Origin of the sequence: Sphingomonas phyllosphaerae, assembly GCF_029623345.1 — a bacterium.
Taxonomy (GTDB): Bacteria; Pseudomonadota; Alphaproteobacteria; order Sphingomonadales; family Sphingomonadaceae; genus Sphingomonas; species Sphingomonas phyllosphaerae_C.
The window spans coordinates 68,391-92,885 of the sequence record NZ_JAPYKH010000014.1; the positions used below are offsets into that span (position 1 = coordinate 68,391).

The window sequence follows — 24,495 nt, forward strand, 5'->3', positions numbered from 1 at the left end:
GGAGGGAAAGCCCCTCCCCTTCAGGGGATGGGTTGGGTGGGGCCTTTCCCCGGGCGCGCCGTTCGCGGACGCGCCCCACCCCCGCTCAGTTCAGGGTGAACAGCGCCCGCGCTGTTCAGGCCATGCTGGGAGCATGGCCGGCCCCGAGCTCCCGAGGGGAGGGGCGGGCCTTCACGCTGTTGCTTGCTTTAGCTCGACGCCGTTCACCACTCGCCCTCAACTTCACAGCTTGACGCGCAGGCCGACGTTGTAGCGCGCGCCGGTCTCCTGCTGGAGCAGATAGCGCTCCTTGATCGCCGACCATTCGTCGATGAACTCGTTGGTCACGTTCACGCCTTGCATATAGACCTGGAAATTCGGCGTGAGGTCGTACGACACGTTGAAGTCGAGCTGGCCGTAAGAGGAGCGGTTGCGCGGGCGCGACTGGCTGTCGCGGCAGTTGCGCAGATAGTCGGAGCGCCAATTGTACGAGACACGCGCCGAGATGCCGTATTTCTCGTAGAATACGCTGCCATTCGCGGAGTGCGGCGACAGGCCGTTATAGCCGCACTGGAAGTCCGCCAGCACCTGGTCGCGCTCGGCGCTGCTCGCGACATAGGTGTAATTGCCGGTGAGGCCGAACCCGCCGACGAAGCCACCCAGCGCGTCGAACGAATATTGCCCGCCGACCTCGATGCCCTTGATCGTGCCGCTCTGCCCGTTGCGCGTGCGGGTGTCCTGATAGACCCGGCCGAAGCGCTCGACCGGCAGGGTCTGCAATTCGAGGAAGTCCGACAGGTCCTTATAGAAGCCGCCGACGCTGATGTAGCTGACGCGCGAGAGATACCATTCCAGCGACAGGTCGTAGTTGGTCGAGCGGAACGGCAGCAGGTTGGGGTTGCCGCCCGACGACAGCGGCACCGCGATACGACCGCCGTAATCGTTGTTGACGCCGAGGTCGGTCAGCGTCGGCCGCGTGATCGTCTGCGAGAAAGCGGCGCGCGCGATCAGCTTCTCGGTCAGGTTATACTTCACGTTCGCGGACGGCAACGCGTTGACGTAGCTGCTGCGCACCGCGATCGCGGTGGCGGGGCCGTAGGTATATTGCAGCGTGTCGTCGCCCGGCGTGTTGGCGATCCCGGTGACGGGCGTGTCGAAGCCCGAGGAGAGCACCTGGGTGCGGATCACGCGCACGCCGGCGTTACCGGTCCAGCGATCGTTGCCGAACTGCATGCTGATATAGCCCGCGGTCAGCCGCTCCTGCACGTTGACGGTGCCGCGCAGCTGCTCGCGCACGCCGAACGGCCCGCCCTCCAGCGCCTGCACCTGCGCAGCATAGGCCGCCTGCTGCTCGGGCGTGCGCCCGTTCGAGGGGATGTTGAGCGTGGCGGGATCGTTGAGATAGGCGAGGAACGCCTGCGGATCGACCTGGAACAGCGAGGGCGGGATGTTCTGCCCGCCGCCGAGCAGATCGCCCCACTCATAGGGCTGGAGCAGGCCCGAGGCGATCGGCACCTGATAGCCGCAATAGGTGCAGTTGGAGTCGCTGTTGTTGAACTGGCGGTTGATCTTGCGCCGCTCGGTGTACGACCCGCCGAGCGTCACGTTGCGCAGGATCGAGCCATCGACGGTCCACTTAGTGTCGAAGTGATATTCCGAGCCGCGGTCGCGCGAGCGGTTGGCGTCGATCCCCATATAATGGAGCCGCATCAGGTCGGCGTTGTTGATGATGTTGTTGTCGTAGGAGATCGACGGGATACCCTTCCCGCCGTCGAGCGAGAATTGATAGCTGTACGGCAGCAGCGCGCCGTAGACGTAATAAGCATTGGGCGAGTTGCGGTTCGCCCCGGTTTTGGAGGCGTCGAAGCGCAGCTCGACATTCTCTGCCGGGTTCCACTTGACGTTGGCGCCGACCTGATAGCTGTCCGACTTGCGGTTGGTCGTGTTGTAGACGTGATCGACCTTGGCGTTGACGCCGTTGTTCGTCAGCGTCGGGTTGGCCGCCAAGAACTGCGGGTTGGCGGCAATGAAGTCGCGCCCCAGCATGGTCAGGCCGGTGGCGGTGTTGGTGTCGTCGAAGGTCGGCTGGTAATAAGGCGCCGCCATGAAGTTATCGAGCCGGCGCGTCACGCCCGAGATGTTGAAGCGCGAATAGATGCCGTCGACGGTGATCTCGAGATTGTCCGCCGGCCTGAACTGCACCGCGCCCGAGACGTTGATCCGCTCGCGCTCCTCCTGCGCGCGCTGGTAGTAGACGCTCTGCGGCAGGTTGGCGTTGCCCGTGACGGGGTAGCGCGGATCCGATCCGGTGATCAGCGTCGGCACGCCGCCGATCGTCTCGACGATGTCGGGACGGCCGTTGATCCAGCCGTCGATCGCGATCGTGTCGGTCTGGCTCTTGCGCTTGGTGTAGGAGCCCGCCAGCAGCACGCCGAAGGTCTTGTCGGGATTGGCATAGGAGACGGTGGCGGCGAGATCGGGGGTGATCCGCTCGCGCGAGCGGTCGTAGATGCCGCCGATCTGCGCCGCGGCGCGGAAGCCGCTGCGGCCCTCCAGCGGACGCGCGGTGACGATGTTGACCGTCGCGCCGATGCCGCCTTCCTGCAGCTCGGGCACCGGCGATTTAAACACGTCGGTGCGCTGGATCATGTTCGAGGAGAGCACGTCGAAGGAGAATTCGCGCCCCGCGTTGTCGGTCGCCATGACGCGGCCGTTGACGAGGACAGTGTTGAACTCGGGCCCGAGCCCGCGGACGGTGATGAACTGGCCCTCGCCGCCCGAGCGGTCGATCGCCACGCCGGTGATGCGCTGGAGCGACTCCGCGATGTTGGCGTCCGGAAACTTGCCGACATCGACCGCGCTGATCGAATCGACGATCTGGTTGGCGTCGCGCTTCGTCTGCGCCGAGGAACTGAGGCTGGCGCGGATGCCGGTGACGACGATCTCGTCGCCCGCGGCAGCGGCGTCGGGGATGACGGCCTGGCTGTCCTGGCCCACCGCGGCAGCCGGCGGCGTCTGCTCCTGCGGCATCGTCGCGGGCGCGTCGGGCGCCGAGCCGGTCTGCGCCAGCGCGGGCGCGCCGTTCAGGATGCTGCCCAGCAGCAGGCATAGCTTAATCGACGTTTGCATGACCCGTTCTCTCCCGTGAAAACACTGCCGCTTGACCGCGGCTATTTTTATGATTTTTGCGCCTATGGGAAAAACAACAGGGGAGATCAAGACGAGAATGTAACCGGTTTAGCCGTGAGCGCTAACATCGCCCTATTGTTGCTCGATTGTATTGATGTTCGGCTTATACGAGATTGCTGATGTTAATGTTCACAACAAAGTGGCGCATCTTCGCCTGAACTGCGCGGGCAGCACTTAGCGCGCGACTGCCGCCTCATCCCCGGCGCGCGTCGGCGTTCTTGGTGCGCAGCGTCGCCGCGGCGCCGGCGGGATCGTCGGGCCAGGGGTGGCGCGGGTAGCGGCCGCGCATCTCCTTGGCCACCGCATGCCAGCTGCCGCGCCAGAAGCCGGGTAGGTCGCGCGTTGTCTGGATTGGGCGGCCCGCGGGCGAGGTCAGCGACAGCACCAGCGGCACACGCTCGGCCCCGACCACCGGATGCTGGTCGAGCCCGAATAGCGCCTGGACGCGCAGCTCCACCGTCGGCCCCGCCTCCGCGCCATAATCGATCGCGTGGGTCGAGCCCGCCGGACTGGTGAAGTCCGCCGGCGCGACGCGATCGATCGCGCGCAGCGAGTCCCAGCCGAGCAGCCCGCGCAACGCCTCCACCAGCAGGCCCGGCGCGATCGCGTCGAGCCGGCGCTTGCCCTCGACCAGCGTGGGCAGCCACTCGTCGAGCCGTTCCAGCAGCAGGGCATCGTCGAGCGGCACCCCGGCGTAAGCCGCGCGCGTGCGCAGCGCCTCGGCGGCGCGCGACCAGGGCAGCAGCGTGAGGCCGTGCACGCGCACGCCCTCGACCAGGGCCGCCGCGATCGTCGCCGCCTCCGCGCCGCTGTCGGGGCCACTCGACACCCGGATCGCGCCGAGCCGGCGCTCGCGCAGCGGCTGCACCGCACCGGTCGCGGCGTCAAAGTCGGCGGTGCGGCGCGTCTCGATCCGATCCGCGAACAGCGCCTCCACCTCGTCCGCGGCGATTGGCGCGGCGGCGAGGATGCGCGCGCCCGCCGCCATCCCCTGCGTCTCCGCCACCGCGAGCCACTCGGCGCTGGCGAGCGGTGACGTCGGATCGAGCTTGAACCCGCGCCCGCCAGCGGACACCCATCTTTCGCCGCCCGCGTCGCGCCGCCGCGCCACCCGATCAGGGAAGCCGAGCGCGACACAGGCGCCGATCGAGTCGGGCGTGCCCTCGCGCCCGCCGCGCTTCACCAGCCCCGCCCAGCGCGTCGCCAGCCCGCGCGCGCTTTCCGCCTTGGGCGAGCGGTCACCGCGCCAGCGTCGCCACCGCAGCTCGAGGTCGGCGTCCGGGCCGCCGAGCCCGCGCTCCTGCAGCAGCACCGCCACCTCCGCGGCGCGGCGCGGGTCCGGTGCGGCGAGCAGCATGTGCGCGAGCCGCGGCGGCATCGGCAGCGCCGCGATGGCGCGGCCGTGCGCGGTCGGTCGCGAATCGCCGTCGAGCGCGCCCAGAGCGGTGAGCCGCGCGCGCGCCTCCGCTACCGCGGCCTCGGGTGGCGCGTCGAGCCAGCGCAGGTCGCGCGGATCGCTGACGCCCCACAGCGCGCAGGCGAGCACCAGCGCGGAGAGGTCCGCCTCGAGGATTTCGGGCGGGTCGAAGCGCGGCATGCCCGCGGTCGCCGCCGCCTCCCACAGCCGATAGGCCACGCCCGGCCCTTGGCGCGCGGCGCGGCCGGCGCGTTGCGTCGCCGCGGCCTGGCTGGCGCGCTCGGTGACCAGCCGAGTCATCCCCGCGGCGCGGTCGTAGCGCGGGCGCCGCGCCACGCCGCTGTCGACCACCACGCGGATGCCGTCGAGCGTCAGGCTGGTCTCGGCGATGCTGGTGGCGAGCACCAGCTTGCGCGCGCCGTCCGGCTCGGCGCGGATCGCGGCGCGCTGCGCCGCCGGATCGAGGCTGCCGTGGAGGCGGTGGAGCCGCGCCCCGGGCACTTCGCCGACGCGCTCGGCGGTGCGCTCGATCTCGGCGACACCGGGGAGGAAGGCGAGCACCCCGCCCTCCTCCTCGCGCAAGGCCTGGCGGATCGCGGCCGTCATCGAGTCCTCGAGCCGCGCTTCGGCGGCGCGGCCGAGATGGCGCAGCGCGAGCGGGTAGCTGCGCCCCTCGCTCTCCACCACCGGCGCGCCGTCGAGCAAGGCGGCGAAGCGCGCGCCGTCGAGCGTCGCCGACATGGCGACGACGCGCAGGTCGGGGCGCAGCGCGGCGCGTGCGTCGAGCGCGAGCGCGAGACCGAAGTCGCCGTCGAGGCTGCGCTCGTGCACCTCGTCGAACAGCAGCGCGGAGACGCCGGTCAGCTCGGGATCGCTCTGGAGCCGCGCGGTGAGGATCCCCTCGGTGACGACGGTGACGCGCGTCGCGGCGGAGCGCTTGGTGTCGAGCCGGGTGGCATAGCCGAAGGTGCGGCCGACCGGCTCGCCGGCGAGCTGCGCCATCCGCTCGGCCGCGGCGCGCGCGGCGAGACGGCGCGGCGAGGTGACGATGATCTCGCCGTCGCACCACGGCTCGGCGAGGAGCGCGGGGGCGACCGCGGTGGTCTTGCCCGCGCCGGGCGGCGCGACCAGCACCGCGGCGCCGGCGTCGCGCAGCGCGGCGAGCAGCGCAGGGAGGACGGCGTGGATCGGCAGCGGCGGGGTCACGCGGCTCGCCCTAGCGGGCGGAGCGGGCGGGATGAAGGGGGTGGCGCCGCCGGCGGCACCACGACGCCAGCTATCTCACCAAACGTTTACAGCCTGTGCCCCGGCGGAGGCCGGCGCCCAGTTGCGAAGGCCGTGGTGGTGACGCGCGCCTTTCGTTACGCGCCAACATTGGCTCACGCGGCGACGTAAAGGTAAGTCCGGTCACGCGCCTCAGCGGCGTCCCCCGCCTGGCCCCCGGCTTTCACCGGGGAACAAAAAGATGGGAAGGGTGCCCGACGTATGTCCGCCCGGACGCCCTACCCTACCGTCTCGAGGGAGCCGCCCGGTTTCGAGCGGCTCCCCCTCACGCCGTCGCCAGATCCGCCTTGGCGTTGGCCTTGCTCTCGGCCAGCGTGGTGAGCTTCTCGTCGGTCGACTTCTCTTCGTCGAGCGTCGCCTGGAGCAACGTCACGACCTGGTCGTGGCCCATCTGCTTGGCCCAGGCGATCAGCGTGCCGTAGCGCGTGATCTCATAATGTTCGACCGCCTGCGCCGAGGCGATCAGCGCGGCGTCGAGCACCGCTTTGTCGGCGATGTCGCCCGCGACCTCATTGGCCTCCTTGATGATGCCGTCGATCGCAGGGCAGGTGACGGCCTTGGCCTTCTCGCCCAGCGCGTCGAACGCCTGCTCCAGCCGCGCGATCTGGCCCTCGGTCTCGCGCAGGTGAGTCTCGAAGCCCTGCTTGAGTTCGGGCGCGGTCGCCTTCTCGATCATCTTGGGCAGCGCCTTGGTGATCTGGTGCTCGGCATAATAGATGTCCTGCAGTGTGTGCAGGAACAGGTCGTGCAGCGTCGCGATGTCTTTGGTGAACAGGCCCATGGTGATGCTCCTTCGATACGGGTCGGGGATGCTGCACGAACGACCGGGGGACCGGGGGCGTTGCGCCAGATCAGTGCGCGAACACACTGATCAGGATCAACGGCAAGGGGGAGGGGTGACGCGGCGCGCGCAGCGGCGTACAGGGCGCCGCTTATGTCCCGCACCGCTGCCCGCACCAAGGCTCGCGCCGCCGCCCGCCTCGCCGCCGTCCAGGCTTTGTACCAGCATGAGATGGAGGGCACCGCGATGCCGGCGCTGCTGCACGAGTTCCATCACCATCGTCTCGGTGCCGAGATCGAGGAGGCGCAATATGCCGAGGCCGACGTCGACTTCTTCGACGATCTTGTCACCGGCACGCACGCGCGGCAGGGCGAGATCGACCGGCTGATCGAGGCCAAGCTGAGCACGGGCTGGACGCTGGAGCGGCTCGACAAGCCGATGAAGGCGATCCTGCGCGCCGGCTGCTACGAGCTGCTTGCGCGCGAGGACGTGCCGGTGGGCGCGGCGATCAGCTCCTATGTCGACGTCGCGCACGCTTTCTACCAGAAGCGCGAGGCCGGCTTCGTCAACGGGCTGCTCGACAATATCGCCAAGGACGTGCGCGGCTGAGATGGGCGAGCTGGTCTCGCTGAGCCGCGCGCGCAAGGCCAAGCGGCGCGCGGAGGACGCGGCGCAGGCGGCGGCCAATCGCGCCGCGCACGGCCGTACCAAGGCGGAGAAACAGGCCGAGCGGCAGGAGCGCGAACGGCAGACGGCGGCGCTCGACGGGGCGGCGTTGGAGCGGGTGGCCGCGGACGGGGCCGCGGCGGGCGAGGCGTGATGAGGCTGTTGGGGCGGGATAGTCGCCCTGCCCGCTTCCCCTGTTCCTGCCGTCATCCTGAACTCGTTTAAGGATCCACGGTGCTGCATGCGCCGCCACCGCCTGGTATGCGGCCCGGTGGATCCCGGACCAAGCCCGGGATGACGGCAATGGGGAAGAGAGGTCGCGCGCGCCTTGCGCCCGCCCCTCACCCCAGCGGGATCAGCCGCTCGTAGAAGCCAGCGAACTGCCCCTCGGGCTCGACCAGATGGATCTCGCAGATCCAGTGGCGCTCGGCGCCGTTGGCATCGGGGTCGCGCAGCCGCGTCGGGTTCTCGGCGCTGATGTGGTGGACCTGCTTGGCGCCGGGCAGCCGCGCGTGCGGGAATTCCGCGACGATATGCCCGGCGATCCGTCCGCCGAAGCGCCACCCCGCCGCCGCGGCCGACTCGCACGCGAACGCGTAGAGCGCCGCGCCGGTGAGGTCGGGCTCGGCATGGAGGCGCGCGCAGACCAGCGCGAACTGCGCCTCGAGGTCGCGACACAGCGCATGCTTCACCGGATCGTCGCCCAGCGCGTAGCTCTTGCCGACATCGGCCTCCCAGGTGCCGAACACCGGGCCGAGATCGAGGAAGACCATGTCGTCGGCGGCGATCTCGCGCACCGGCGGGTTGTCCGCCGCGATCGCCAGCGTGTTGGCGCCGGCGCGCACGATCCGTTTGTGCCAATGTCGCTCGACTCCGAAGTCGCGCTCGGCCAGCGCGTAGATGTCGCGCTCGACGTCACGCTCGCTGCGCCCGGGCGCGATCAGTCCGCGCGCCTCGATCGCCGCGAGCAGGTCGAGCGCGCGCCGCTCCGCCGCTTCCAGTGCCGCCCGCCGCTGCGTCATCCCGTGCCTCCCGCTCCTATCATAGCGGGGAAGCGCGCCGATCACAGCAGATGCCGCTCCTCCCAGGCGAGCAGGTCGTGGAAGCGGCGCTGCAAGCTCACCACCGCGGCGCGATAGCCGGCGGCATCGTCGCGGATCGCGGCGGGCGGCCAGTGCGCGATATGCGCGCTATAATCCGCGCGCAGGCGGTCGAGCTGCTCGCGATAGACTGCCGCGGTGGGGGCGAAGCCCGGTTCGGCCGCGGCGCGCGCGGCGACGGCGCGCTGCTCCTCCTGGCTGTGCGTCTGGAAGATACGCGAGAACTCGAGCCGCTCGCGCAGCAGCACGCCGCTGGCATGGCCGGTCGAATCCATCAGGGGGAGGAAACGCGCCATCCGCCGGCGCAGGTCATCGTGTTCGGCCGGTACGCCCGACATCGTTAGCTCCTGTCTATCGAGCGACGATAGGGGCAGCGTGTTAACGAGCGGTTCGCCACGCACGACAACCCTGCACGCCGCGGCTATGCCGCGCGCATGACCGAGGCCGATCTCCTCGCCCGCCTGCGCCGCCTGCCGCTCCACCCCGGCGCGCGCGGGCTGAGCGACGACACCGCGACATTGGGCGGCTACACGCTCACCACCGACACGCTGGTGGAGGGGGTCCATTTCCTCCCCGACGACCCCGCCGGCGACGTCGCGTGGAAGCTGCTCGCGACCAATTATTCCGACCTCGCCGCCAAGGGCGCGCTGGTCGAGGGCGTGCTGCTCAACTACCCGCTGCGTGACGCCGCGTGGGACGCCGCCTTCCTGGACGGGCTCGACGCCGCGCTGCGCAACCTCGGCGGCGCCCTACTCGGCGGCGACATGGTGACGCTGCCCGCGGGCGCACCGCGCGTGCTGACGCTCACCGCGATCGGGCGCGACGCGGCGGCGCCGCCGCGGTCCGGCGCGCGCGCGGGCGACTCGCTCTGGGTCACCGGCACGATCGGCGACGCCGGCGCGGGGCTGGCGATCGCGCGGGCGGGCCACGGCGAGCCTGCGCTGCTGGCGCGTTACCGCCGCCCGGTGCCGCGGCTGTCCGAGGGGCGCGCGCTCGCGCCGCTGGTCGCCGCGATGATGGACGTCTCCGACGGGCTGCTGATCGACGCCGCGCGAATGGCATCGGCGAGCGGCGTGGCGGTGACGATTGAGCTCGCCGACGTGCCGCTGGCGGCGGGCGTCACCGACGCGCTCGGCGCCGCGGCCGCAGGCGACGATTACGAGCTGCTGTTCGCCGCCGCGCCCGACTTCGCCCCGCCGGTGCCCGCGACCCGCGTCGGGCGCTTCGAGCCCGGCGCGGGGCTGCGGCTGACCCATGTCGGGGAACCGCTGCCGACCCCTCGCCGGCTCGGGTATGAGCACGGGTTGCGCTGACGTTGCAGCATGTTAGCCTCCGCTTCCCGCGCGACATCTCCCGGCGACAGACCGGGCGCGCAACAGGAGGGATGTGAGGCATGACGATCGTCTACCTTGCCATCGTCTGCGGCGTGATCGCCGTACTCTATGGCTTCGTCACCAGCCGTCAGGTGCTCGCCGCGTCGCCGGGCAATGAGCGGATGCAGGATATCGCCAGCGCGATCCAGGAGGGGGCCAAGGCCTATCTTGGGCGCCAATACACCACCATCGCCGTGGTCGGCGCGATCGTCGCGGTCGTGCTCGCGGTCACGCTCGGGCTGCTGTCGACGGTCGGCTTCGTCATCGGCGCGCTGCTCTCCGGCCTCGCCGGCTTCGTCGGCATGACGATCTCGGTGCGCGCCAACGTCCGCACTGCCGAGGCGGCGCGCCACACGCTCCAGCGCGGGCTGACGATGGCGTTCCGCTCGGGCGCGGTGACGGGGATGCTCGTCGCCGGGCTGGGGCTGCTCTCCATCGCCTTCTTCTTCTGGTATCTCACCGGCCCCGCGGGGCTGCTGCCCAACGATCGCGCGATCGTCGAGGCACTCACCGCGCTGGCGTTCGGCGCCTCGTTGATCTCGATCTTCGCGCGGCTGGGCGGCGGCATCTTCACCAAGGCCGCCGACGTCGGCGCCGATCTCGTCGGCAAGGTCGAGGCCGGCATCCCCGAGGACGACCCGCGCAACCCCGCGGTGATCGCGGACAATGTCGGCGACAACGTCGGCGACTGCGCCGGCATGGCGGCCGACCTGTTCGAGACCTATGTCGTCACGCTCGGCGTCACGATGGTGTCGATCGCGCTGCTGATCCAGGCCGACGCGGCCGAGCTGATGCGGCTGATGAGCCTGCCGCTCGCGGTCGGTGGCGTGTGCATCATCACCTCGATCATCGGGACGTATATGGTGCGGCTCGGCGGTGGCTCGATCATGGGCGCGCTGTACAAGGGCTTCTGGACCTCGGCGCTGCTGTCGATCCCCGCGATCTGGGCGGTGACGCAGTGGACGCTCGGCGACCTGCACCGCGTGATCGGCGGCGCGGGCTACCTCGACGCCGGCAGCGGCGCGATGCCCGACGCGGGCGCGACCTCGCAGGCGGCGAGCAGCGTCGCGGGGGTGCCCGCGGCGAGCGCCTTCACCGGCTACGACCTGTTCTTCTCCATGCTGATCGGGCTGGCGGTGACCGGGCTGATCGTGTGGATCACCGAATATTACACCGGGACCAACTACCGCCCGGTCAAGTCGATCGCCAAGGCGAGTGAGACCGGCCACGGCACCAACGTGATCCAGGGCCTCGCGATCAGCCTGGAGGCGACCGCGCTGCCGACCTTGGTGATCGTGATCGCGGTGGTCGCCGCCTATAAGCTCGCCGGGATCATCGGCATCGCCTTCGCCGCCACCGCGATGCTGTCGCAGGCGGGCATGGTGGTCGCGCTCGACGCTTATGGCCCGGTGACCGACAATGCCGGCGGCATCGCCGAGATGGCGGGGCTGGAGGACGAGGTGCGCGAGCGTACCGATGCGCTCGACGCGGTCGGCAACACCACCAAGGCGGTGACCAAGGGCTATGCGATCGGCTCGGCCGGGCTCGCCGCGCTGGTGCTGTTCGGCGCCTATACGACCGACCTGCAGACCTATTTTCCCGACCTGTCGGTCAACTTCTCGCTCAGCAACCCGTACGTGATCGTCGGACTGCTGCTCGGCGCGCTGCTTCCCTATCTGTTCGGCGCCTTCGGCATGACCGCGGTGGGGCGCGCGGCGGGCGCGGTGGTCGAGGAAGTGCGCCAGCAGTTCCGCGACAATCCCGGCATCATGGAAGGGACCAGCCGGCCGAATTACGGCCGCACCGTCGACCTCGTCACGCGCGCCGCGATCCGCGAGATGATCATCCCCTCGCTGCTGCCGGTGCTGTCGCCGATCGCGCTCTATTACATCGTCACTTTGGTCGACGGCCAGGCGAGCGGCTTTGCGGCGCTGGGCGCGATGCTGCTGGGGGTGATCGTCTCGGGGCTCTTCGTCGCGCTCTCGATGACGTCGGGCGGCGGCGCCTGGGACAATGCCAAGAAGTATATCGAGGACGGCAACCATGGCGGCAAGGGATCGGAGGCGCACAAGGCCGCGGTGACCGGCGACACCGTGGGTGACCCGTACAAGGACACCGCGGGGCCGGCGGTGAACCCGATGATCAAGATTACCAACATCGTCGCGCTGTTGCTGCTCGCCGCGCTGGCGGGGGGTGGCTGAGGCGGGCGAGTCCTCGATCCTCCCCGCTTACGGGGAGGATCTTCTTCCTCTCGACCCGAATTGATCCACTTCGGACCGCCCGCCGCTCGCGCCGCCCGGCTCCGCTCCATTCCGGACAAACCATGTCGTGACGTCACCGTGACAACCACGCTCCGTTCGCGCGCATGGGTACGAACCGGCCGACGAACCACCTCTACTATGGCGACAATCTCGACGTGCTGCGGCGCGAGATCGCGGACGCCAGCGTCGACCTGATCTACCTCGATCCACCCTTCAACTCGAACGCCAGCTACAACATCCTCTTCCGCGCGCCCGACGGCGCGGGCACCGCGGCGCAGGTCGAGGCCTTCCACGACAGCTGGCACTGGAACGACGCCGCCGCCGATGCTTTCGATCAGGTCGCGCGCAGCGGCCACCCGCACGCCTTCCAGCTGCTCGATTCGCTGCGTCGTTTCCTCGGCGAGAACGACATGCTCGCCTATCTCGCGATGATGACGATCCGGCTGATCGAGCTGCGCCGCGTGCTCAAGCCCAGCGGCAGCCTCTATCTCCACTGCGACCCGACCGCGGGCCATTACCTCAAGCTGCTGCTCGACGGCGTGTTCGCGCCGCGCGCCTTCCGCCGCGAGATCGTGTGGCGCTCGGGCTGGGTGAGCGGCTTCAAGACTCGCACCGGCAACTGGGTGCGCAACCACGACACGATCTTCTACTACGTCCGCGATCCCGCCGCCGATTGGACCTTCAACAAGCAATATGTCGCGCACGCCGCGGGCTACGAGCGCCGCGGCGGGGGCGCCAACCCGCTCGGCAAGCCGATCGACGACGTGTGGGACGATCCCGCGCTCTACTCGCCCAACATCAAGTCCTTCTCGGTCGAGAAGCTGGGCTATCCGACACAGAAACCGGTCGCGCTGCTGGAGCGGATCATCGCCGCCTCGTCGCGGCCGGGCGACCTGGTGCTCGATCCCTTCTGCGGCTGCGGCACCGCGGTGCATGCCGCGCAGAAGCTCGAGCGGCGCTGGGTCGGGATCGACGTGACGCACCTTGCCATCGCGCTGATCGAGAAACGCCTGCACGCCGCCTTTCCCGAGGCGCGCTTCACCGTCGAGGGCACGCCGCGCGACCTCGCCTCGGCCGAGGACCTGGCGCGGCGCGACCGCTACCAGTTTCAATGGTGGGTCGTCTTCCTGATCGGCGCGATGCCGCATGGCGGGCGGCGCAAGGGAGCGGACGGCGGGGTCGACGGGCTGCTCTACTGCCGGCCCGACGGGCGCACGATCGAGCGCGCGTTGGTGTCGGTGAAGAGCGGCGAGCAGGTCGGCGTGGCGATGGTACGCGAGCTCCACTCGGCGATGGTGCGCGACCGCGCGATCGCGGGCGTGTTCGTCACTCGCGCTGCGCCGACCGAGCCGATGATCCGCGAGGCCGCCGCCGTAGGGCGGTTCGCCAGCAGCGCGACCGGCCGGAGCTACGCGCGGTTGCAGATCCTGACGCTCGCCGAACTGATGGCGGGCAAGCGCCCCGACCTTCCGCACGTCGACCCACATGCCGCTTTCCGCCAGGCCGTGCGCGAGGATCGTGGCGGCCAGGGCTCGCTGCTCTGAGGCGAAGGCGGCATGAGCGGGGGCGGAGGGAGGGTCGGAGGACTAGCGCGGTCCTTCTGCGATCTATCTTCCGGTGCCGCGAGATGCTCGCAAGAGAAGACGATATCTCCCCCACACGCCACCCCGGCGCACGCCGGAGTCCAGTTGGGTGAAGCTTGGCGATGACGTACGCAGGTCCCCCACCCGGGCCCCGGCGTCCGCCGGGGCGGTCCATCGTTGTTTATCAGAGCTCACGAACGCGCGCGGGCCCAGCGCTAGACGGACGGGGACCGGCAGCGCCTGCGACGCCGGAGCCCACGCGGTACACGAGGGAGTTGACGACCATTTCACCGCTGCAACCACCTTAGCCGCTACCCCACTCCATCCGCCAGCGCGAGCAGCTCGGCGCGCTGCGCCGGCGTCAGCAGCACGAGCGGCACGAACGGCGGCACCCCGCCGTCGCGCCGGCGGAACAGCAGCAGCGCGCCCTGCTCCACAGCCGCCACCTCGTCCCAGCCGAGCCGCAGCGTGCCGCGCGGCGAAGCCAGCACCAGCCCGCTCTCGCGCCACGCCAGCGTGGTGAGCAGCGCGGTCTCGGGCTGGCGCGCGAAGCGGCGCCGGACACGTCGCATCAGCCGACGTCGTGCCACGAGCGGCGCCACCAGCAGCATCGCCGCGCTCCAGCCCAGCGCGGCGAGCACCAGCGCCACCTCCATCGCGACCCTTTCGCCCGCGCCGAGATCGCCCGTGCCGAGCGCGACCGCGAGCCCCGCCCAGGGCAGCGCAATGGAGGCGACGCGACGCCGCCAGCCGCGCCCCGCGGCGTCCGCGCGCGTTGCCGCCAGTAGGTCCTCGTAGCGCAGCGTGAAGGTGGTAGCCCCCATGCCCCACTATAGGCGGCTGCTCGTGCCGGCTTGCCGAACCGCCCGACACTGTCCATATACGAAGCGCGCCGCACCTTCGGGTCGCCGCGCGATCCACGCGCTCGCCTTTCCTTTCTCCGCCGTCTCGGCTAAGGGCGCGCGCATTCAGCGCGAAAGAGACACCGTTTGGCGAAAGAAGAACTCCTCGAGATGCGCGGGCAGGTGGTGGAGCTGCTGCCCAACGCGATGTTCCGCGTCCGGCTCGAGAACGACCATGAGATCCTCGGCCACACCGCGGGCAAGATGCGCAAGAACCGCATCCGCGTCCTCGTCGGCGACGAGGTGCTGGTCGAGCTGACCCCATACGACCTCACCAAGGGTCGCATCACCTATCGCTTCATGCCCGGCCGCGGCGGCCCCGGCCCGTCCTGAGCCGCGCGCCGGACGAGCTCTCCCATGACGATGACGGTGAGAGCGTGACGCCGTCCAACGGCGCCGCGCCGCTGGTGCTCGCCTCCTCCTCGCCGCGCCGCCGCGACCTGCTCGCGCGGCTCGGCGTGGTGCCCGCGCGGACCGAATCCCCCGACATCGACGAGTCGCCGCGCCCGCGCGAGCTGCCGCGCGCCTATGCGCTGCGTCTCGCCGAAGAGAAAGCGCGCGCGGTGACGCGCGACGCGGGCGAGGCGGTGCTCGCCGGTGACACCACGATCGCGCTCGGCCGCCGTATCCTGCCGCCCGCGACCGACGAGGAAGTGCAGCGTACCCTGCTGCGGCTGCTAGCCGGGCGGCGCCACCACGCGCTCTCGGCGGTGTGCGTGATCGCTCCCGATGGTCGCGCGCGCACCCGGCTGGCCGACACGGTGGTCGCATTCAAGCCGCTGAGCGAGAAAGAAATCGACTCATACGTCGCGTGCGGCGAGGGGCTCGGCAAGGCGGGCGGTTATGCCATCCAGGGCCGCGCCGAGGCGTTCGTACGCTTCCTCGCCGGGAGCCATTCGGGGGTGATCGGCCTGCCGCTATTCGAGACGCGCGCGCTGCTCGCCACCGCGGGCGTCGTCCTTGGCTGAGTGGCTGTTCGAGGAGGGCATCGGCGAGGCGCGGGCCGCGCTGGTGGAGGGCGAGCGCATCCTCGCCGCGCGGATCGAGCTGCCCGACAGCCTGCGCGTCGGCACGATCGCGCCCGCGCGGCTGCGCGAGCGCCAGGTCGCGGTGCTGGAGGACGGTAGCGAACTGCTGCTCGACCGCGCGCCACCGAGGGTGACGCTGGGCGCGCGGCTGACGGTGGAGGTGACGCGCGAGGCGATCCCGGAGCAAGGCCGCGCCAAGCGCGCGCGTGGCCGTGTCACCGACGCGCCCGCCGTCGCGGGCGCGAGCCTGCGCGAACGGATCGCGGCGACCGGGCTACCCGTGATCGAGCCACGCGCGCATGAGGCCGACGTGCTCGAGGCGGCGGGCTGGTCCGAGGTGCTGGAGGAGGCGCGCACCGGCGAGATCGCCTTCGCCGGCGGCGCGCTGCGGATGTCCCCCACCCCGGCGATGACGCTGTTCGACGTCGACGGCGACGACGCGCCCGACTCGCTCGCGCTGCGCGCCGCGACCGCGGTGGCACTGGCGATCCGGCGCCACGGCATCGGCGGCTCGATCGGGATCGACTTTCCCAGCGTTACCGGCAAGGCGGCGCGCCAGGCGGTCGCCGCCGCGCTCGACGCCGCGCTGCCGCCGCCGTTCGAGCGCACCGCGGTCAACGGCTTCGGTTTCCTGCAAGTGGTGCGTCCGCGCCCGCGCGCCTCTTTGCCCGAGCGGCTGCGCGAGGATCCCGTCGGTGCCGAGGCGCGCGCCGCGCTACGCCGGATCGAGCGCGAGCCGCCGAGCGCCTCGCCGCGCCACCGCCTGCCCGAGCCGGTGCGCGCGCGTGTGCTGGCCACCCCCGATTGGCAGGACGCGCTGCTGCGCCGCACCGGCCGGTTGCTGATCTTCGAGTGATGACCCAGCGCTGCCCGATCTGCGCCGCCCCGGCGCACCCCGACCATGGTCCCTTCTGCGGCCGCGGCTGCAAGGACCGTGACCTGCTGCGCTGGCTCGGCGACGGCTATCGCCTGCCCGGGCCCGCGATCGACGACGACATGCAGGAGGGGCTGGACAAGCCGCGCGACACCGCCTAGGGACCGCGCCTCACCGCTCGGCGAGCGGTGCGCCCAAGTAGCTCAGTTGGTAGAGCATACGACTGAAAATCGTAGTGTCGGTGGTTCGATCCCGCCCTTGGGCACCATTCCCCTATTTTACAGCAGCTCGACTATCCGCAAAACGGACGAGGCCCGCTCAGCTTAGGGTGTCGTGGCGAGTGCCAGCCCGACCCACTGCCAGCCGGGACAACGCGGATGCTGTCGGGGTGTCGATCGCGACACTTGGGGGTACCGGTTGTTCCTCGAGCTCGCCTGCCGCCGCGCTGCCGGCCGCACCGCGCCATACAAGCTGAGCGACGCCCACGGCCTCTTCCTCTACGTCACGCTGAGTGGCTATCGCTCTTGGCGGAGATAGTATCACGTCGCTGGCAAGGAAAAGCGTTTTAATTTCGGCTCTTGTCCGACGATCTCGCTGGCGCGGGCGCGCGAGCAGCGGGAGGCAGCGGCACGCGCGCTGAGCGACGGCATCGTCCCTGTGGTCGACACGCGCCAGCGCGCGACAGTGCCCGCCCCCATCGATGCACCGGTCGCTTGTTCGACGGCTCTCCAGTTATACCGCGCCGGTGTCATAGCCACTCGGTCCTGGCCACGTGCATCGCGCCACTGATCGCGGGCAGCGACCTTTCCCGCGGCGCAGGCGAACGCGTCAGGCCAGTGAGAGCCGCTCGTGCACGAAGCGGGTGACCTCGCGGGAGGCGGCGCGATCCTCGGGCGCTCCGCCGAACCCACCGTGCGGCATGGCCTCGAACACGTGGAGCTCGGCGGACACCTGCGCGGCGAGAAGCGAGCGGTGCATGCGCACCGTGTTCGACAGGAACAGGTCGCGCGTGCCCGTCAGGAGTAGCGCGGGCGGGAAACCAGTCACGTCGCCGAAGAGCGGAGAGAGATAGGGATCTTCCAGATCGGTTCCGCCGGCATACAGAAGGTTACTCGCCATCAGCGACCCCGGCAGCACCACATCAACCCCGGCATTGACCGCGAAGCTGTCGCCGCTTTCCGTCAGGTCGACCTCGGGCGACAGCAGCACCAGCGCGGCGGGCATCGGGAGGCCCTCGTCTCTGGCGCGCAACAGCATCGCGGCGGCCAGGTTGCCGCCTGCCGAGCGTCCCCCGACGACGATACGATGGGCCGGGCGACGGTCGAGCGCCGCGCGATAGGCCGCGACGCAATCATCGAGCGCCGCCGGATAGCGATGCTCGGGTGCCAGGCGATAATCGATGCTCCAGACCGTCAGGCCGAGCTGGTCGGCCTGTACGCGCGCGCCGTGCCGACAGGCTTCGCCCCCGCCAAAGACCAAGGCACCGCCGTGCAGCTCCAGGTAAATCGCGTCTGCCGCGATCGGTGCCGCGGGCGTGGCGACGTGGACCAACGCGCCCTCGAGGCGGGTAGTCGCAATGGCCGCCGTGGGCGCGTCGGCTGCGGCCGCGAGGATGCGCGCGTAATTCGTATCGACCGCCGCTTTGATCTTCTCCCAGCCTGCCCCGTCGTCGTGCGCCGGCAGCTCGAAAAGCGCGTTGAGCGGCACGCCGTCTGTCCCGATCAGGCGCTCCAGCGCGGCGCGCGCCTCCACGCTGATCGAGATGGGAGCCGGTATCGTGCGTGCCTTCAGCCGTAGCGATCGTTCATCCGTGCTCATCTGCTGCTCCCTTCCTCTTCCGCCAGCGCTTTGCAGCATCAAACCCGCGCATCCGCGTCGCGGCGTGAGCTATCTTCCCGACCGCCTCGCGTCCGGTCTCGTCAACCATCCGTCCGGCGGGTGCTTAGTGTCGGAGCCTCTTCTCCGATCAAGAGTCGCGTCGAGCGAGAGTCGAAGGTGTAGTTACATCCCGCGGGAAGCCCCGATTGTCCCAGATTGCCGAGGATCGGTGACGCCTTATCGCCGCCACGCGCGACGGAGACGGCATGTTTCGTGGCCCTCGCCGCGCCCATGCCGATCGTCTAATCGGGCTCGACCGCGGCCTCGGCGTCGCTGCCGTCATCCACCCCCAGCGTGGCGTCTCGCTTCCTCGACCAGAGCCGCGCGCGATCGGTCAAGCGAGCGGCATGGCTTGCGTAGAGTGTGGTCCTGTTCGCGCGCGTGTCGACGCTCATCAGACCTCTGCACCCGACAATCTCCACCTCGGCCAGCGGCATCAGCTCGTCCATGAAGAGGAATGACCTCGGACAGGAGCTCGCCGGGCCGCGGAGCGCGAAATTATAGTAGCCGTCGCGGTCGCACCGCCTGCACGCGGTAGCTGCCGGGCGGCAGCGTTGCGAGGCTCGCGAGGGAGGCGTCTGTCGCCGCGTTGATCGTCACGTCGGGGCCGAACTTCGGCACGTCGCGCCCGGCCACCCAGACTTGGCGACCGCGCTCCGGGTCGACCGCCTCGCCGTGCGCGTCCGCGCCGCTCGCTGGCGCGGCGAACACCAGCCGCTTGCCACGCGCGTCCGCGGCGAGGTCGTGTCGGAGCGTCACGATTAGGCGCGGCTCCGGGTCGGCCCCGCCGATGAGCAGCGCGTGCCGCGCGGCGGCGGTCGTGATGCCGACGCTCATCCGACGGTCTGGCCCGCATCGTCGTCGCGCTCGACCGACAGCGCGCGGTCGAGCGCGGCGGCGGCGTGGAGCGCCGTGGTGTCGAAGATTGGTACCGGGCTGTCGTCCTCTCCCACCAGCATCATGATTTCGGTGCAGCCGAGGATCACCGCCTCGGCGCCGGACGCGACGAGCCGCCCGATCACCGCGCGATAGGCCTCGCGCGACGCGGCCTCGACACGCCCGGCGACCAGTTCGTCGTAGATGATCCGGTGCACGGTCGCGCGGTCCGTCGCTTCGGGGACGATCACCTCCAGGCCGAAGGCGTCGCGCAGCCGCCCCTTGTAGAAGTCCTGCTCCATCGTGAACGCGGTGCCGAGCAGGCCGACCCTGCGCAGGCCGGCGGCGACGATCCGCTCCGCGGTGGCGTCGGCGATATGGACCAGCGGGACGCCGACAGCTTTTTGTACCTCCGGCGCCATCCGGTGCATCGTGTTGGTGCAGATCAACAGCAGCTCCGCGCCGGCCGCCTCAAGCCGCCGGGCGGCGCCCACCATCCGGGCGGTGAGGCCATCCCAGTCGCCTGCGTGTTGCAGCGCCTCGATTTCGGCAAAGTCGAACGACCACAAGAGGCAGCGCGCCGAGGCGGTCGGCCCCAGGCGTGCGCGGGCGCCCTCGTTGAGTAGGCGGTAATAGACCGCCGAACTCTCCCAACTCATGCCGCCGATCAGGCCGATCATGCGCATCATGCCGCTCCGTTCCAGGATTCGAGGTCGAGCAACAGCGTCGGGATCAGTTCCGATATCGTCGGGTGGATCGGCACCGCCCAGCGGAGCTGCTCGATCGGCTGATCGGCGTTCATCATGTCGAGCACGCCGTGGATCGCCTCGTCGCCGCCGGTGCCGAGGATCGCCGCGCCGAGCACGCGGCGCGTCTCCGCATCGGCGACGATTCTCATAAAGCCCTGCGTCTCGCCTTTCTCGACCGCGCGACCGACGCGCGTCATCGGCCGCGTCGCGCGCAGCAGCGGCCGACCCGTCGCGAGCGCCTGTGCGTCGGTCAGGCCGACGCGGGCGAGCGGGGGATCGATGTAGAGCGCAAAGCCGGGCAGACGTTGGCTGACGCGCCGGTCCTCGCCGTCGAGCAGGTTGGCCGCGACGATCTCGAAATCATTGTACGCCGTGTGGGTAAAGGCGCCGCGGCCGTTGCAGTCACCGAGCGCCCAGATGCCGGGGACGCTGCTCTTCAGGTGGTCGTCGACGATGATGTAGCCGCGCGGGTCGACCGCGACGCCGGCCGCCTCGAGCCCGAGGTCGTCCGTGTTCGGCCGCCGGCCCACCGCCACCAGCACGTGGCTGGCGAGCAATCGCGACGCCTCGGCGTCGCAGTCGACCCGCACCGTGATCTCGTCATCCTGGCGCGCGAAGCCGATGCAGTCCGCGCCAGTCCGCACTGCGACGCCCTCGGCCTCAAGGATCGTGCGCACCGCCGCGGAAACGTCCTCGTCCTCGCGCGCGATCAGACGGTCCATGCGCTCGACGATCGTGACCGCCGCGCCGAAGCGACGGTACATCTGCGCGAACTCCAGCCCGATGTAGCTGCCGCCGATTATCACAAGGTGGCGCGGCAACGTGTCGAGCGCGACCATGCCGGTGTTGGTCAGGATCGGAACCTCGTCGATGCCCGGCAGGTCCGGGATGGTTGCACGACCGCCCACGTTTAGGAAAATACGCGGTGCGGTCAGCCGCTCGCCCGCCACGGTGACGACGGTCGCGGACTCAAGCCGGGCGTGGCCGCGGATCAGCTCGACGCCGGTCAGGCCGGACAGCCACGCCTCGTTGCCGCGGCGGCCGTTCCGGATGACGGCGTTCGCGCGCGCGGCTACCGCGGCCATGTCGACGGCGACGGAGGCGGCGGTGAAGCCATAGTCCGCCCCGCGTCGCGCGGTATGGAGCGCGTAGGCACTGGCCACCAGAGTCTTCGTCGGGCGGCAGCCGGTGTTGACGCAGGTGCCGCCGACCCAATGTCGCTCGATAATGGCGACGGTCTGGCCCGCGGCGCTGAGCCTGGCGGCGAGTGCCGGCCCCGCCTGGCCGGCACCGATGATGATGGCGTCGAAGCTCCGCATGCTAGGCATACCTTGATCGTGTGAGGCGCTGGGCCTTGTGGCAGAGGTGGTGAGCCCGCGCGAGGCGGGCCCGCGTGCGATCAGACAAGGCTGAGGCGCACGTGATGGAGGGAAGACCGCTCAGGCGGCGGCAACCTTGGCGCGGCGGCGTGCGGCGCTGACCGTCAGCGACACCGCCGAGACGAGGAAGTAGAAGGCGCCGAAGGCGGCATAGGGCACGATGTCGGCGATGCCGACCGCGGCCAGGCCAGCGGCCTTGCTCAGCATATGCGCACCGGCGAGGCCCGACTGCGCGCCGCTCAGGATCATCGCCCATTGCGCACCATAGGCCTTCCAGCGTCGCACGCCGGTGGCGAGCTGGAAGAGACCGGACAGCATGGCCCAGACGCCGAAGACCTGCAGGACCGCGTGCGGCCCCTGCGGCAGGGTCGCCGCGACCGCGACCGCGGTGACGGTGCTCACCGCCAAGTTGAGCATCTGGCTTTTGTTACGCGCGAGCCCGCCGCTGCGCGCAGCGTCGAGATAGTTCGCCAGCGCGTCCCAGGCCGGATAGACGACCAGCATCGCGGCGGCGAGCGCCGGCATCGTGCCGGCGATCGTGAAAGCGACCGCGACCCAGGCCGCAGCCACCGCGAAGCGCAGGTAGTAATAGGTCGTGAGCCAGCTCAGGTCGGGCGCTTTCGCGGCGGCGGTGGTCGTCATGGCAGGATCCTTTCTGGGTGGAGGGCGCACGCCTTCCTTCCCGGCGAGCCGGGTTGATCGGTGTCGGTCGGGTGGATCGAGGCGCGGCGTGGCTGGCCGCGGCAGCTCAGGTCAAAGGCGGAAGCGGCGCGGCAGGCACCATCGCGCCGTGGCGGCGACGGCGCCGCACCCGATGCTGTACCATACGATCGCGTAGAGAGGGTCGTTGTAGGGGCAGCAGAAGGCGAAGACGAACGCGCCGCAGGTACCCGCGGCGAGGCCGGCGGCGAGCGCGCTGAGCCGCGGCTCGGTCGGCGCGGCGCGTCGCATCAGCGCGCCGAGCAACGCCATGACGGGCAGCGAGAGCACGACGATCGACGTAGCGCACACGATCCCGCTCGCCGGGTCGATACGGTCGAGCAGCGGGCGGTGTGCCGCTCCCGAAGGGGTGACGAAGATGCCCGCGACGATCGCCGCGGCTGCGAGCGCGCCGGCGAGGGTCAGGCCCGGTCGCGTCCGCGCCGCGGGCGAGAAGGAGCGGATCGCCACCGCGCAGGCCGTAACGGCGAGGAGGGCGAGGCCGCCCACCCGCCACATCAGATAGGGCGAGTCCGCCGTGTGGTGCATGTCCGGCCGCATCGCGCCCATGGCCAGGAACAGCGCGAGCTCCATCCCGCACAGCGCGAGCAGGAGCGCGCCCTCGCGCACGACGCTGCGGCGCTGAACGGGCGCGAGGCGGGACGAGAGCTCGGCGATCAAGGCGTCATTCGACATCAGAGGTCTTCTCGATCAGGGCCGTGAGCCGGGCGAGGCCACGGTGGATGTTCATCTTCACGGCCGAGGGCGACAGGCCGATCCGCGACGAGGCCTCCTCGACGCTATAGCCCTGCACCTTCACCAGCAGGATCGCCTGCGCCTGCGCCGGGCGCAGCGCCTTGAGCAGGGTGGCGAGCACCGAACTGCTGACCACCGTGACCTCGTGGTCGCCGACCGCGACGTCGTCGGGCAGCTCGCCGTCCGGGCGCCGGGCCAGGCTACGCAGCTGGTCGACCCACTTGTTCTTGGCGATCGCTGCGAGCCACGGGCCGAACGGGTAGCGCGGATCGTAGGTATGACGGCGCCGGTGCACCGCCATGAGCGTCTCCTGGACGGCATCGTCCACCTCGCCAGCGGGCAGGCGCCGGGTGAAATAGCGCGTGAGCCATGCCGACGTCTCCGCGAGCAGCCGGCGGTACGCGCCGCCATGTCCGTCCTGGGCGGCTTCCATCAGCTTGCCCCACTCGTCCGGTGCGGTGCGCGCCGGTCGCTCGCGGCTGACCCGCGTCGCATCAGGCGCCGACCGGGGGATCAGCCTCGAGAGGAATTCGGTTCGCATGGTCTGTTATTCGCTCGTCGCGTGCTCACGGTCACCCACCTCGATCTTTCTTTTCCAACCATTCGTTTGAGCGGCCCGTCGTCGCGCTGGCGGAGCAGATCGAGGAGGGCGCGCTGGCGCTCGAGCGGCGGCTCGGGCAGGAGCAGGTGCTCCGCGGCGTGCTGCGCGTATCCTCGGACGACTGGTTCGGCGCCTATGTCCTGCCCCCGATCGTCGGCGATTATACGAGCGCCTATCCCGGCATGAATGTCGAGATACGCACGAGCACGCGTCTGTTCAGCGTCGCGCAGCGCGAGCCGGACATCGCCTTCAGCATCGTCCCCTTCGCCATCTTGGGAATCGAGCAGCGACGTCTCAGCCGGTTGACCTATGGCGTATACGTCGCGGCGGCGCCCGAGCCTGTGTTCGGCGAGGGCACGGGCTTTCGTCTGATCACCCACGACACCGTCACAGGGCAGCTTTCCGACATCAACTGGGTCAAGGCGAGCTTCCCCGATGCGGCGCCGATTGGAACCGCGCTGGTGGTGAACCTCTCGCTGCGCAGCTTCCTCGAGCGGGCCGGATCAGGCCGACGACGGGTGTGACATGACGCTTCTCAACCACCTGCTATTCGTGCCCGTCGTCATCCCTGTGGTGACAGCGCCTGCCGCGATGCGGCCGGCGCGCCGGCGGCCGACCGCGGCCCTGTACCCGTCGGTCGGCGAGCGCCGCGCTGGTCATGGCGCTGCGCCGCGTGCGGGTAGGTGCGATGCGCCAACTCTACTGCGTCGCCGGCTCACCGCCGCGACCGAGCGCCGATCTCGCGGCGCACGGCGGGCGCGTCGCGCTCCACCAGCGCGAGGTGACGGCAGACGAGGTGAGCAAGCCGCTTTGGGCGCTCACCTCGGGGCTCGGCGTCCGCATCCATCGCGGCGCTGCTATTCGCCTTCACGCGCGAGGCGGCGCCACGGAGACGCCGCACGTCACGGCGGACGCGCGGCGTGCCCAGTGGTCACGTGCGATGGAAGGTCGGCCCGAGGCGGAGGCGGCGCAAGATCGTTCCGCGGCCGCGATGTCGGCCGGAACCAACCCGCGACACGCCGACCCTTGCGGCCGCATGAGTCCTGTTGACGCGACACTGCGCCGCGCCGGCTTCTGCAAGCCAGACGCGACGCAGTGGTGGCGGGCGGCGCGGACGTGA

General features: G+C 70.3%; 25 protein-coding genes, 1 tRNA gene and 1 pseudogene. 13 read left to right on the forward strand and 14 right to left on the reverse strand.

Annotated features, from left to right (window positions below):
• Positions 1-222 precede the first annotated feature (222 nt).
• The 3 genes from QBJ89_RS13955 to QBJ89_RS13965 all read right to left on the reverse strand — a co-directional run bounded on the left by QBJ89_RS13955 (position 223) and on the right by QBJ89_RS13965 (position 6,650).
• Positions 223-3,108 carry a TonB-dependent receptor gene (locus QBJ89_RS13955; protein ID WP_277981084.1) on the reverse strand — a complete coding sequence of 962 codons (2,886 nt, stop codon included), beginning with the start codon at positions 3,106-3,108 and terminating at the stop codon, positions 223-225.
• A 253-nt stretch (positions 3,109-3,361) separates the two neighbouring features.
• A complete protein-coding gene (hrpB, locus tag QBJ89_RS13960) occupies positions 3,362-5,791 on the reverse strand; it encodes an ATP-dependent helicase HrpB (protein ID WP_277981085.1) in 2,430 nt (809 codons plus the stop codon).
• Between the two features lie 343 nt (positions 5,792-6,134).
• On the reverse strand, positions 6,135-6,650 hold the full coding sequence (locus QBJ89_RS13965) for a ferritin-like domain-containing protein (RefSeq protein WP_277981086.1): 516 nt from the start codon (positions 6,648-6,650) through the stop codon (positions 6,135-6,137).
• Positions 6,651-6,803: 153 nt separating this feature from the next.
• On the opposite strand from QBJ89_RS13965, the gene nusB reads away from it, so the two are divergent.
• Entirely contained in the window at positions 6,804-7,259 is a 456-nt protein-coding gene (gene nusB / locus QBJ89_RS13970; RefSeq protein ID WP_277981087.1) for a transcription antitermination factor NusB, read from the forward strand.
• Position 7,260: 1 nt separating this feature from the next.
• Positions 7,261-7,470, forward strand: a complete 210-nt coding sequence (locus QBJ89_RS13975) for a DUF4169 family protein (protein WP_277981088.1) — start codon at positions 7,261-7,263, stop codon at positions 7,468-7,470.
• A 187-nt stretch (positions 7,471-7,657) separates the two neighbouring features.
• On the opposite strand, the gene QBJ89_RS13980 is transcribed toward QBJ89_RS13975, so the two are convergent.
• Positions 7,658-8,338: a M24 family metallopeptidase gene (locus QBJ89_RS13980; RefSeq protein WP_277981089.1), complete on the reverse strand. Its 681-nt coding sequence runs from the start codon at positions 8,336-8,338 to the stop codon at positions 7,658-7,660.
• A 41-nt stretch (positions 8,339-8,379) separates the two neighbouring features.
• Positions 8,380-8,754 (reverse strand): hypothetical protein, encoded by a 375-nt coding sequence (locus QBJ89_RS13985; RefSeq protein ID WP_277981090.1) that lies wholly within the window; start codon positions 8,752-8,754, stop codon positions 8,380-8,382.
• Positions 8,755-8,850: 96 nt separating this feature from the next.
• Between QBJ89_RS13985 and thiL the strand changes: the two genes are divergently transcribed.
• From thiL to QBJ89_RS14000, 3 genes are all read left to right on the forward strand, one after another.
• Positions 8,851-9,729 carry a thiamine-phosphate kinase gene (thiL, locus tag QBJ89_RS13990; RefSeq protein WP_277981091.1) on the forward strand — a complete coding sequence of 293 codons (879 nt, stop codon included), beginning with the start codon at positions 8,851-8,853 and terminating at the stop codon, positions 9,727-9,729.
• An 80-nt stretch (positions 9,730-9,809) separates the two neighbouring features.
• The gene (locus tag QBJ89_RS13995) at positions 9,810-11,990 is read left to right on the forward strand and encodes a sodium-translocating pyrophosphatase (protein WP_277981092.1); all 2,181 of its coding nucleotides are present in this window, start codon (positions 9,810-9,812) and stop codon (positions 11,988-11,990) included.
• A 164-nt stretch (positions 11,991-12,154) separates the two neighbouring features.
• Positions 12,155-13,594 carry a DNA methyltransferase gene (locus QBJ89_RS14000; protein WP_277981093.1) on the forward strand — a complete coding sequence of 480 codons (1,440 nt, stop codon included), beginning with the start codon at positions 12,155-12,157 and terminating at the stop codon, positions 13,592-13,594.
• Between the two features lie 350 nt (positions 13,595-13,944).
• Here QBJ89_RS14000 and QBJ89_RS14005 read toward each other — a convergent pair whose 3' ends face one another.
• Positions 13,945-14,457, reverse strand: coding sequence for a hypothetical protein (locus QBJ89_RS14005; RefSeq protein ID WP_277981094.1), 513 nt, complete (start codon positions 14,455-14,457; stop codon positions 13,945-13,947).
• 165 nt (positions 14,458-14,622) lie between these two features.
• On the opposite strand from QBJ89_RS14005, the gene infA reads away from it, so the two are divergent.
• The 6 genes and pseudogenes from infA to QBJ89_RS20235 all read left to right on the forward strand — a co-directional run.
• Positions 14,623-14,868 carry a translation initiation factor IF-1 gene (gene infA, locus QBJ89_RS14010; RefSeq protein ID WP_022685627.1) on the forward strand — a complete coding sequence of 82 codons (246 nt, stop codon included), beginning with the start codon at positions 14,623-14,625 and terminating at the stop codon, positions 14,866-14,868.
• Between the two features lie 44 nt (positions 14,869-14,912).
• Complete coding sequence (locus QBJ89_RS14015; RefSeq protein WP_277981095.1) at positions 14,913-15,503, forward strand: Maf family protein; 591 nt, start codon at positions 14,913-14,915, stop codon at positions 15,501-15,503.
• Positions 15,496-16,419 carry a ribonuclease gene (locus QBJ89_RS14020; RefSeq protein ID WP_277981096.1) on the forward strand — a complete coding sequence of 308 codons (924 nt, stop codon included), beginning with the start codon at positions 15,496-15,498 and terminating at the stop codon, positions 16,417-16,419. The genes QBJ89_RS14015 and QBJ89_RS14020 overlap by 8 nt, the downstream gene beginning before the upstream one ends.
• Positions 16,419-16,598: a DNA gyrase inhibitor YacG gene (locus QBJ89_RS14025; RefSeq protein WP_277981097.1), complete on the forward strand. Its 180-nt coding sequence runs from the start codon at positions 16,419-16,421 to the stop codon at positions 16,596-16,598. Before QBJ89_RS14020 ends, QBJ89_RS14025 begins: the two co-directional genes overlap by 1 nt.
• A gap of 31 nt (positions 16,599-16,629) precedes the next feature.
• Positions 16,630-16,705, forward strand: a tRNA-Phe gene (locus QBJ89_RS14030).
• Positions 16,706-16,989: 284 nt separating this feature from the next.
• Positions 16,990-17,226 (forward strand): annotated as a pseudogene (locus tag QBJ89_RS20235) (Arm DNA-binding domain-containing protein); the annotation flags it as partial.
• A 39-nt stretch (positions 17,227-17,265) separates the two neighbouring features.
• On the opposite strand, the gene QBJ89_RS14035 reads toward QBJ89_RS20235, so the two are convergent.
• The 8 genes from QBJ89_RS14035 to QBJ89_RS14070 form a co-directional block, all read right to left on the reverse strand.
• Positions 17,266-18,255, reverse strand: coding sequence for an alpha/beta hydrolase (locus QBJ89_RS14035; protein WP_277981098.1), 990 nt, complete (start codon positions 18,253-18,255; stop codon positions 17,266-17,268).
• Between the two features lie 302 nt (positions 18,256-18,557).
• Positions 18,558-18,764, reverse strand: coding sequence for a hypothetical protein (locus QBJ89_RS14040; protein ID WP_277981099.1), 207 nt, complete (start codon positions 18,762-18,764; stop codon positions 18,558-18,560).
• Positions 18,765-18,813: 49 nt separating this feature from the next.
• On the reverse strand, positions 18,814-19,152 hold the full coding sequence (locus QBJ89_RS14045) for a hypothetical protein (protein WP_277981100.1): 339 nt from the start codon (positions 19,150-19,152) through the stop codon (positions 18,814-18,816).
• Positions 19,149-19,877: an aspartate/glutamate racemase family protein gene (locus QBJ89_RS14050; protein WP_277981101.1), complete on the reverse strand. Its 729-nt coding sequence runs from the start codon at positions 19,875-19,877 to the stop codon at positions 19,149-19,151. The genes QBJ89_RS14045 and QBJ89_RS14050 overlap by 4 nt, the downstream gene beginning before the upstream one ends.
• Positions 19,877-21,259, reverse strand: a complete 1,383-nt coding sequence (locus QBJ89_RS14055) for an FAD-containing oxidoreductase (protein WP_277981102.1) — start codon at positions 21,257-21,259, stop codon at positions 19,877-19,879. Before QBJ89_RS14055 ends, QBJ89_RS14050 begins: the two co-directional genes overlap by 1 nt.
• A 120-nt stretch (positions 21,260-21,379) precedes the next feature.
• The gene (locus QBJ89_RS14060; protein ID WP_277981103.1) at positions 21,380-21,961 is read right to left on the reverse strand and encodes a DUF308 domain-containing protein; all 582 of its coding nucleotides are present in this window, start codon (positions 21,959-21,961) and stop codon (positions 21,380-21,382) included.
• A gap of 111 nt (positions 21,962-22,072) precedes the next feature.
• Complete coding sequence (locus tag QBJ89_RS14065) at positions 22,073-22,714, reverse strand: DUF1109 domain-containing protein (protein ID WP_277981104.1); 642 nt, start codon at positions 22,712-22,714, stop codon at positions 22,073-22,075.
• Positions 22,704-23,207, reverse strand: coding sequence for a sigma-70 family RNA polymerase sigma factor (locus QBJ89_RS14070; RefSeq protein ID WP_277981115.1), 504 nt, complete (start codon positions 23,205-23,207; stop codon positions 22,704-22,706). Before QBJ89_RS14070 ends, QBJ89_RS14065 begins: the two co-directional genes overlap by 11 nt.
• Before the next feature lie 254 nt (positions 23,208-23,461).
• Here QBJ89_RS14070 and QBJ89_RS14075 point away from each other — a divergent pair, with 254 nt between their 5' ends.
• Entirely contained in the window at positions 23,462-23,899 is a 438-nt protein-coding gene (locus tag QBJ89_RS14075; RefSeq protein WP_277981105.1) for a LysR substrate-binding domain-containing protein, read from the forward strand.
• Positions 23,900-24,033: 134 nt separating this feature from the next.
• On the forward strand, positions 24,034-24,495 hold the full coding sequence (locus QBJ89_RS20240) for a hypothetical protein (RefSeq protein WP_431522541.1): 462 nt from the start codon (positions 24,034-24,036) through the stop codon (positions 24,493-24,495).

Bases quoted from the DNA above. Each gene is read 5' to 3' on its own strand.
- QBJ89_RS13955 (WP_277981084.1), bottom strand. From the start codon at position 3,108: ATGCAAACGTCGATTAAGCTATGCCTGCTGCTGGGCAGCATCCTGAAC.
- QBJ89_RS13965 (WP_277981086.1), bottom strand. From the start codon at position 6,650: ATGGGCCTGTTCACCAAAGACATCGCGACGCTGCACGACCTGTTCCTG.
- nusB (WP_277981087.1), top strand. From the start codon at position 6,804: ATGTCCCGCACCGCTGCCCGCACCAAGGCTCGCGCCGCCGCCCGCCTC.
- QBJ89_RS13975 (WP_277981088.1), top strand. From the start codon at position 7,261: ATGGGCGAGCTGGTCTCGCTGAGCCGCGCGCGCAAGGCCAAGCGGCGC.
- QBJ89_RS13980 (WP_277981089.1), bottom strand. From the start codon at position 8,338: ATGACGCAGCGGCGGGCGGCACTGGAAGCGGCGGAGCGGCGCGCGCTC.
- QBJ89_RS13985 (WP_277981090.1), bottom strand. From the start codon at position 8,754: ATGTCGGGCGTACCGGCCGAACACGATGACCTGCGCCGGCGGATGGCG.
- thiL (WP_277981091.1), top strand. From the start codon at position 8,851: ATGACCGAGGCCGATCTCCTCGCCCGCCTGCGCCGCCTGCCGCTCCAC.
- QBJ89_RS13995 (WP_277981092.1), top strand. From the start codon at position 9,810: ATGACGATCGTCTACCTTGCCATCGTCTGCGGCGTGATCGCCGTACTC.
- QBJ89_RS14000 (WP_277981093.1), top strand. From the start codon at position 12,155: ATGGGTACGAACCGGCCGACGAACCACCTCTACTATGGCGACAATCTC.
- QBJ89_RS14005 (WP_277981094.1), bottom strand. From the start codon at position 14,457: ATGGGGGCTACCACCTTCACGCTGCGCTACGAGGACCTACTGGCGGCA.
- QBJ89_RS14025 (WP_277981097.1), top strand. From the start codon at position 16,419: ATGACCCAGCGCTGCCCGATCTGCGCCGCCCCGGCGCACCCCGACCAT.
- QBJ89_RS14035 (WP_277981098.1), bottom strand. From the start codon at position 18,255: ATGAGCACGGATGAACGATCGCTACGGCTGAAGGCACGCACGATACCG.
- QBJ89_RS14040 (WP_277981099.1), bottom strand. From the start codon at position 18,764: ATGGACGAGCTGATGCCGCTGGCCGAGGTGGAGATTGTCGGGTGCAGA.
- QBJ89_RS14045 (WP_277981100.1), bottom strand. From the start codon at position 19,152: ATGAGCGTCGGCATCACGACCGCCGCCGCGCGGCACGCGCTGCTCATC.
- QBJ89_RS14050 (WP_277981101.1), bottom strand. From the start codon at position 19,877: ATGCGCATGATCGGCCTGATCGGCGGCATGAGTTGGGAGAGTTCGGCG.
- QBJ89_RS14055 (WP_277981102.1), bottom strand. From the start codon at position 21,259: ATGCGGAGCTTCGACGCCATCATCATCGGTGCCGGCCAGGCGGGGCCG.
- QBJ89_RS14060 (WP_277981103.1), bottom strand. From the start codon at position 21,961: ATGACGACCACCGCCGCCGCGAAAGCGCCCGACCTGAGCTGGCTCACG.
- QBJ89_RS14065 (WP_277981104.1), bottom strand. From the start codon at position 22,714: ATGTCGAATGACGCCTTGATCGCCGAGCTCTCGTCCCGCCTCGCGCCC.
- QBJ89_RS14070 (WP_277981115.1), bottom strand. From the start codon at position 23,207: ATGGAAGCCGCCCAGGACGGACATGGCGGCGCGTACCGCCGGCTGCTC.
- QBJ89_RS20240 (WP_431522541.1), top strand. From the start codon at position 24,034: ATGGCGCTGCGCCGCGTGCGGGTAGGTGCGATGCGCCAACTCTACTGC.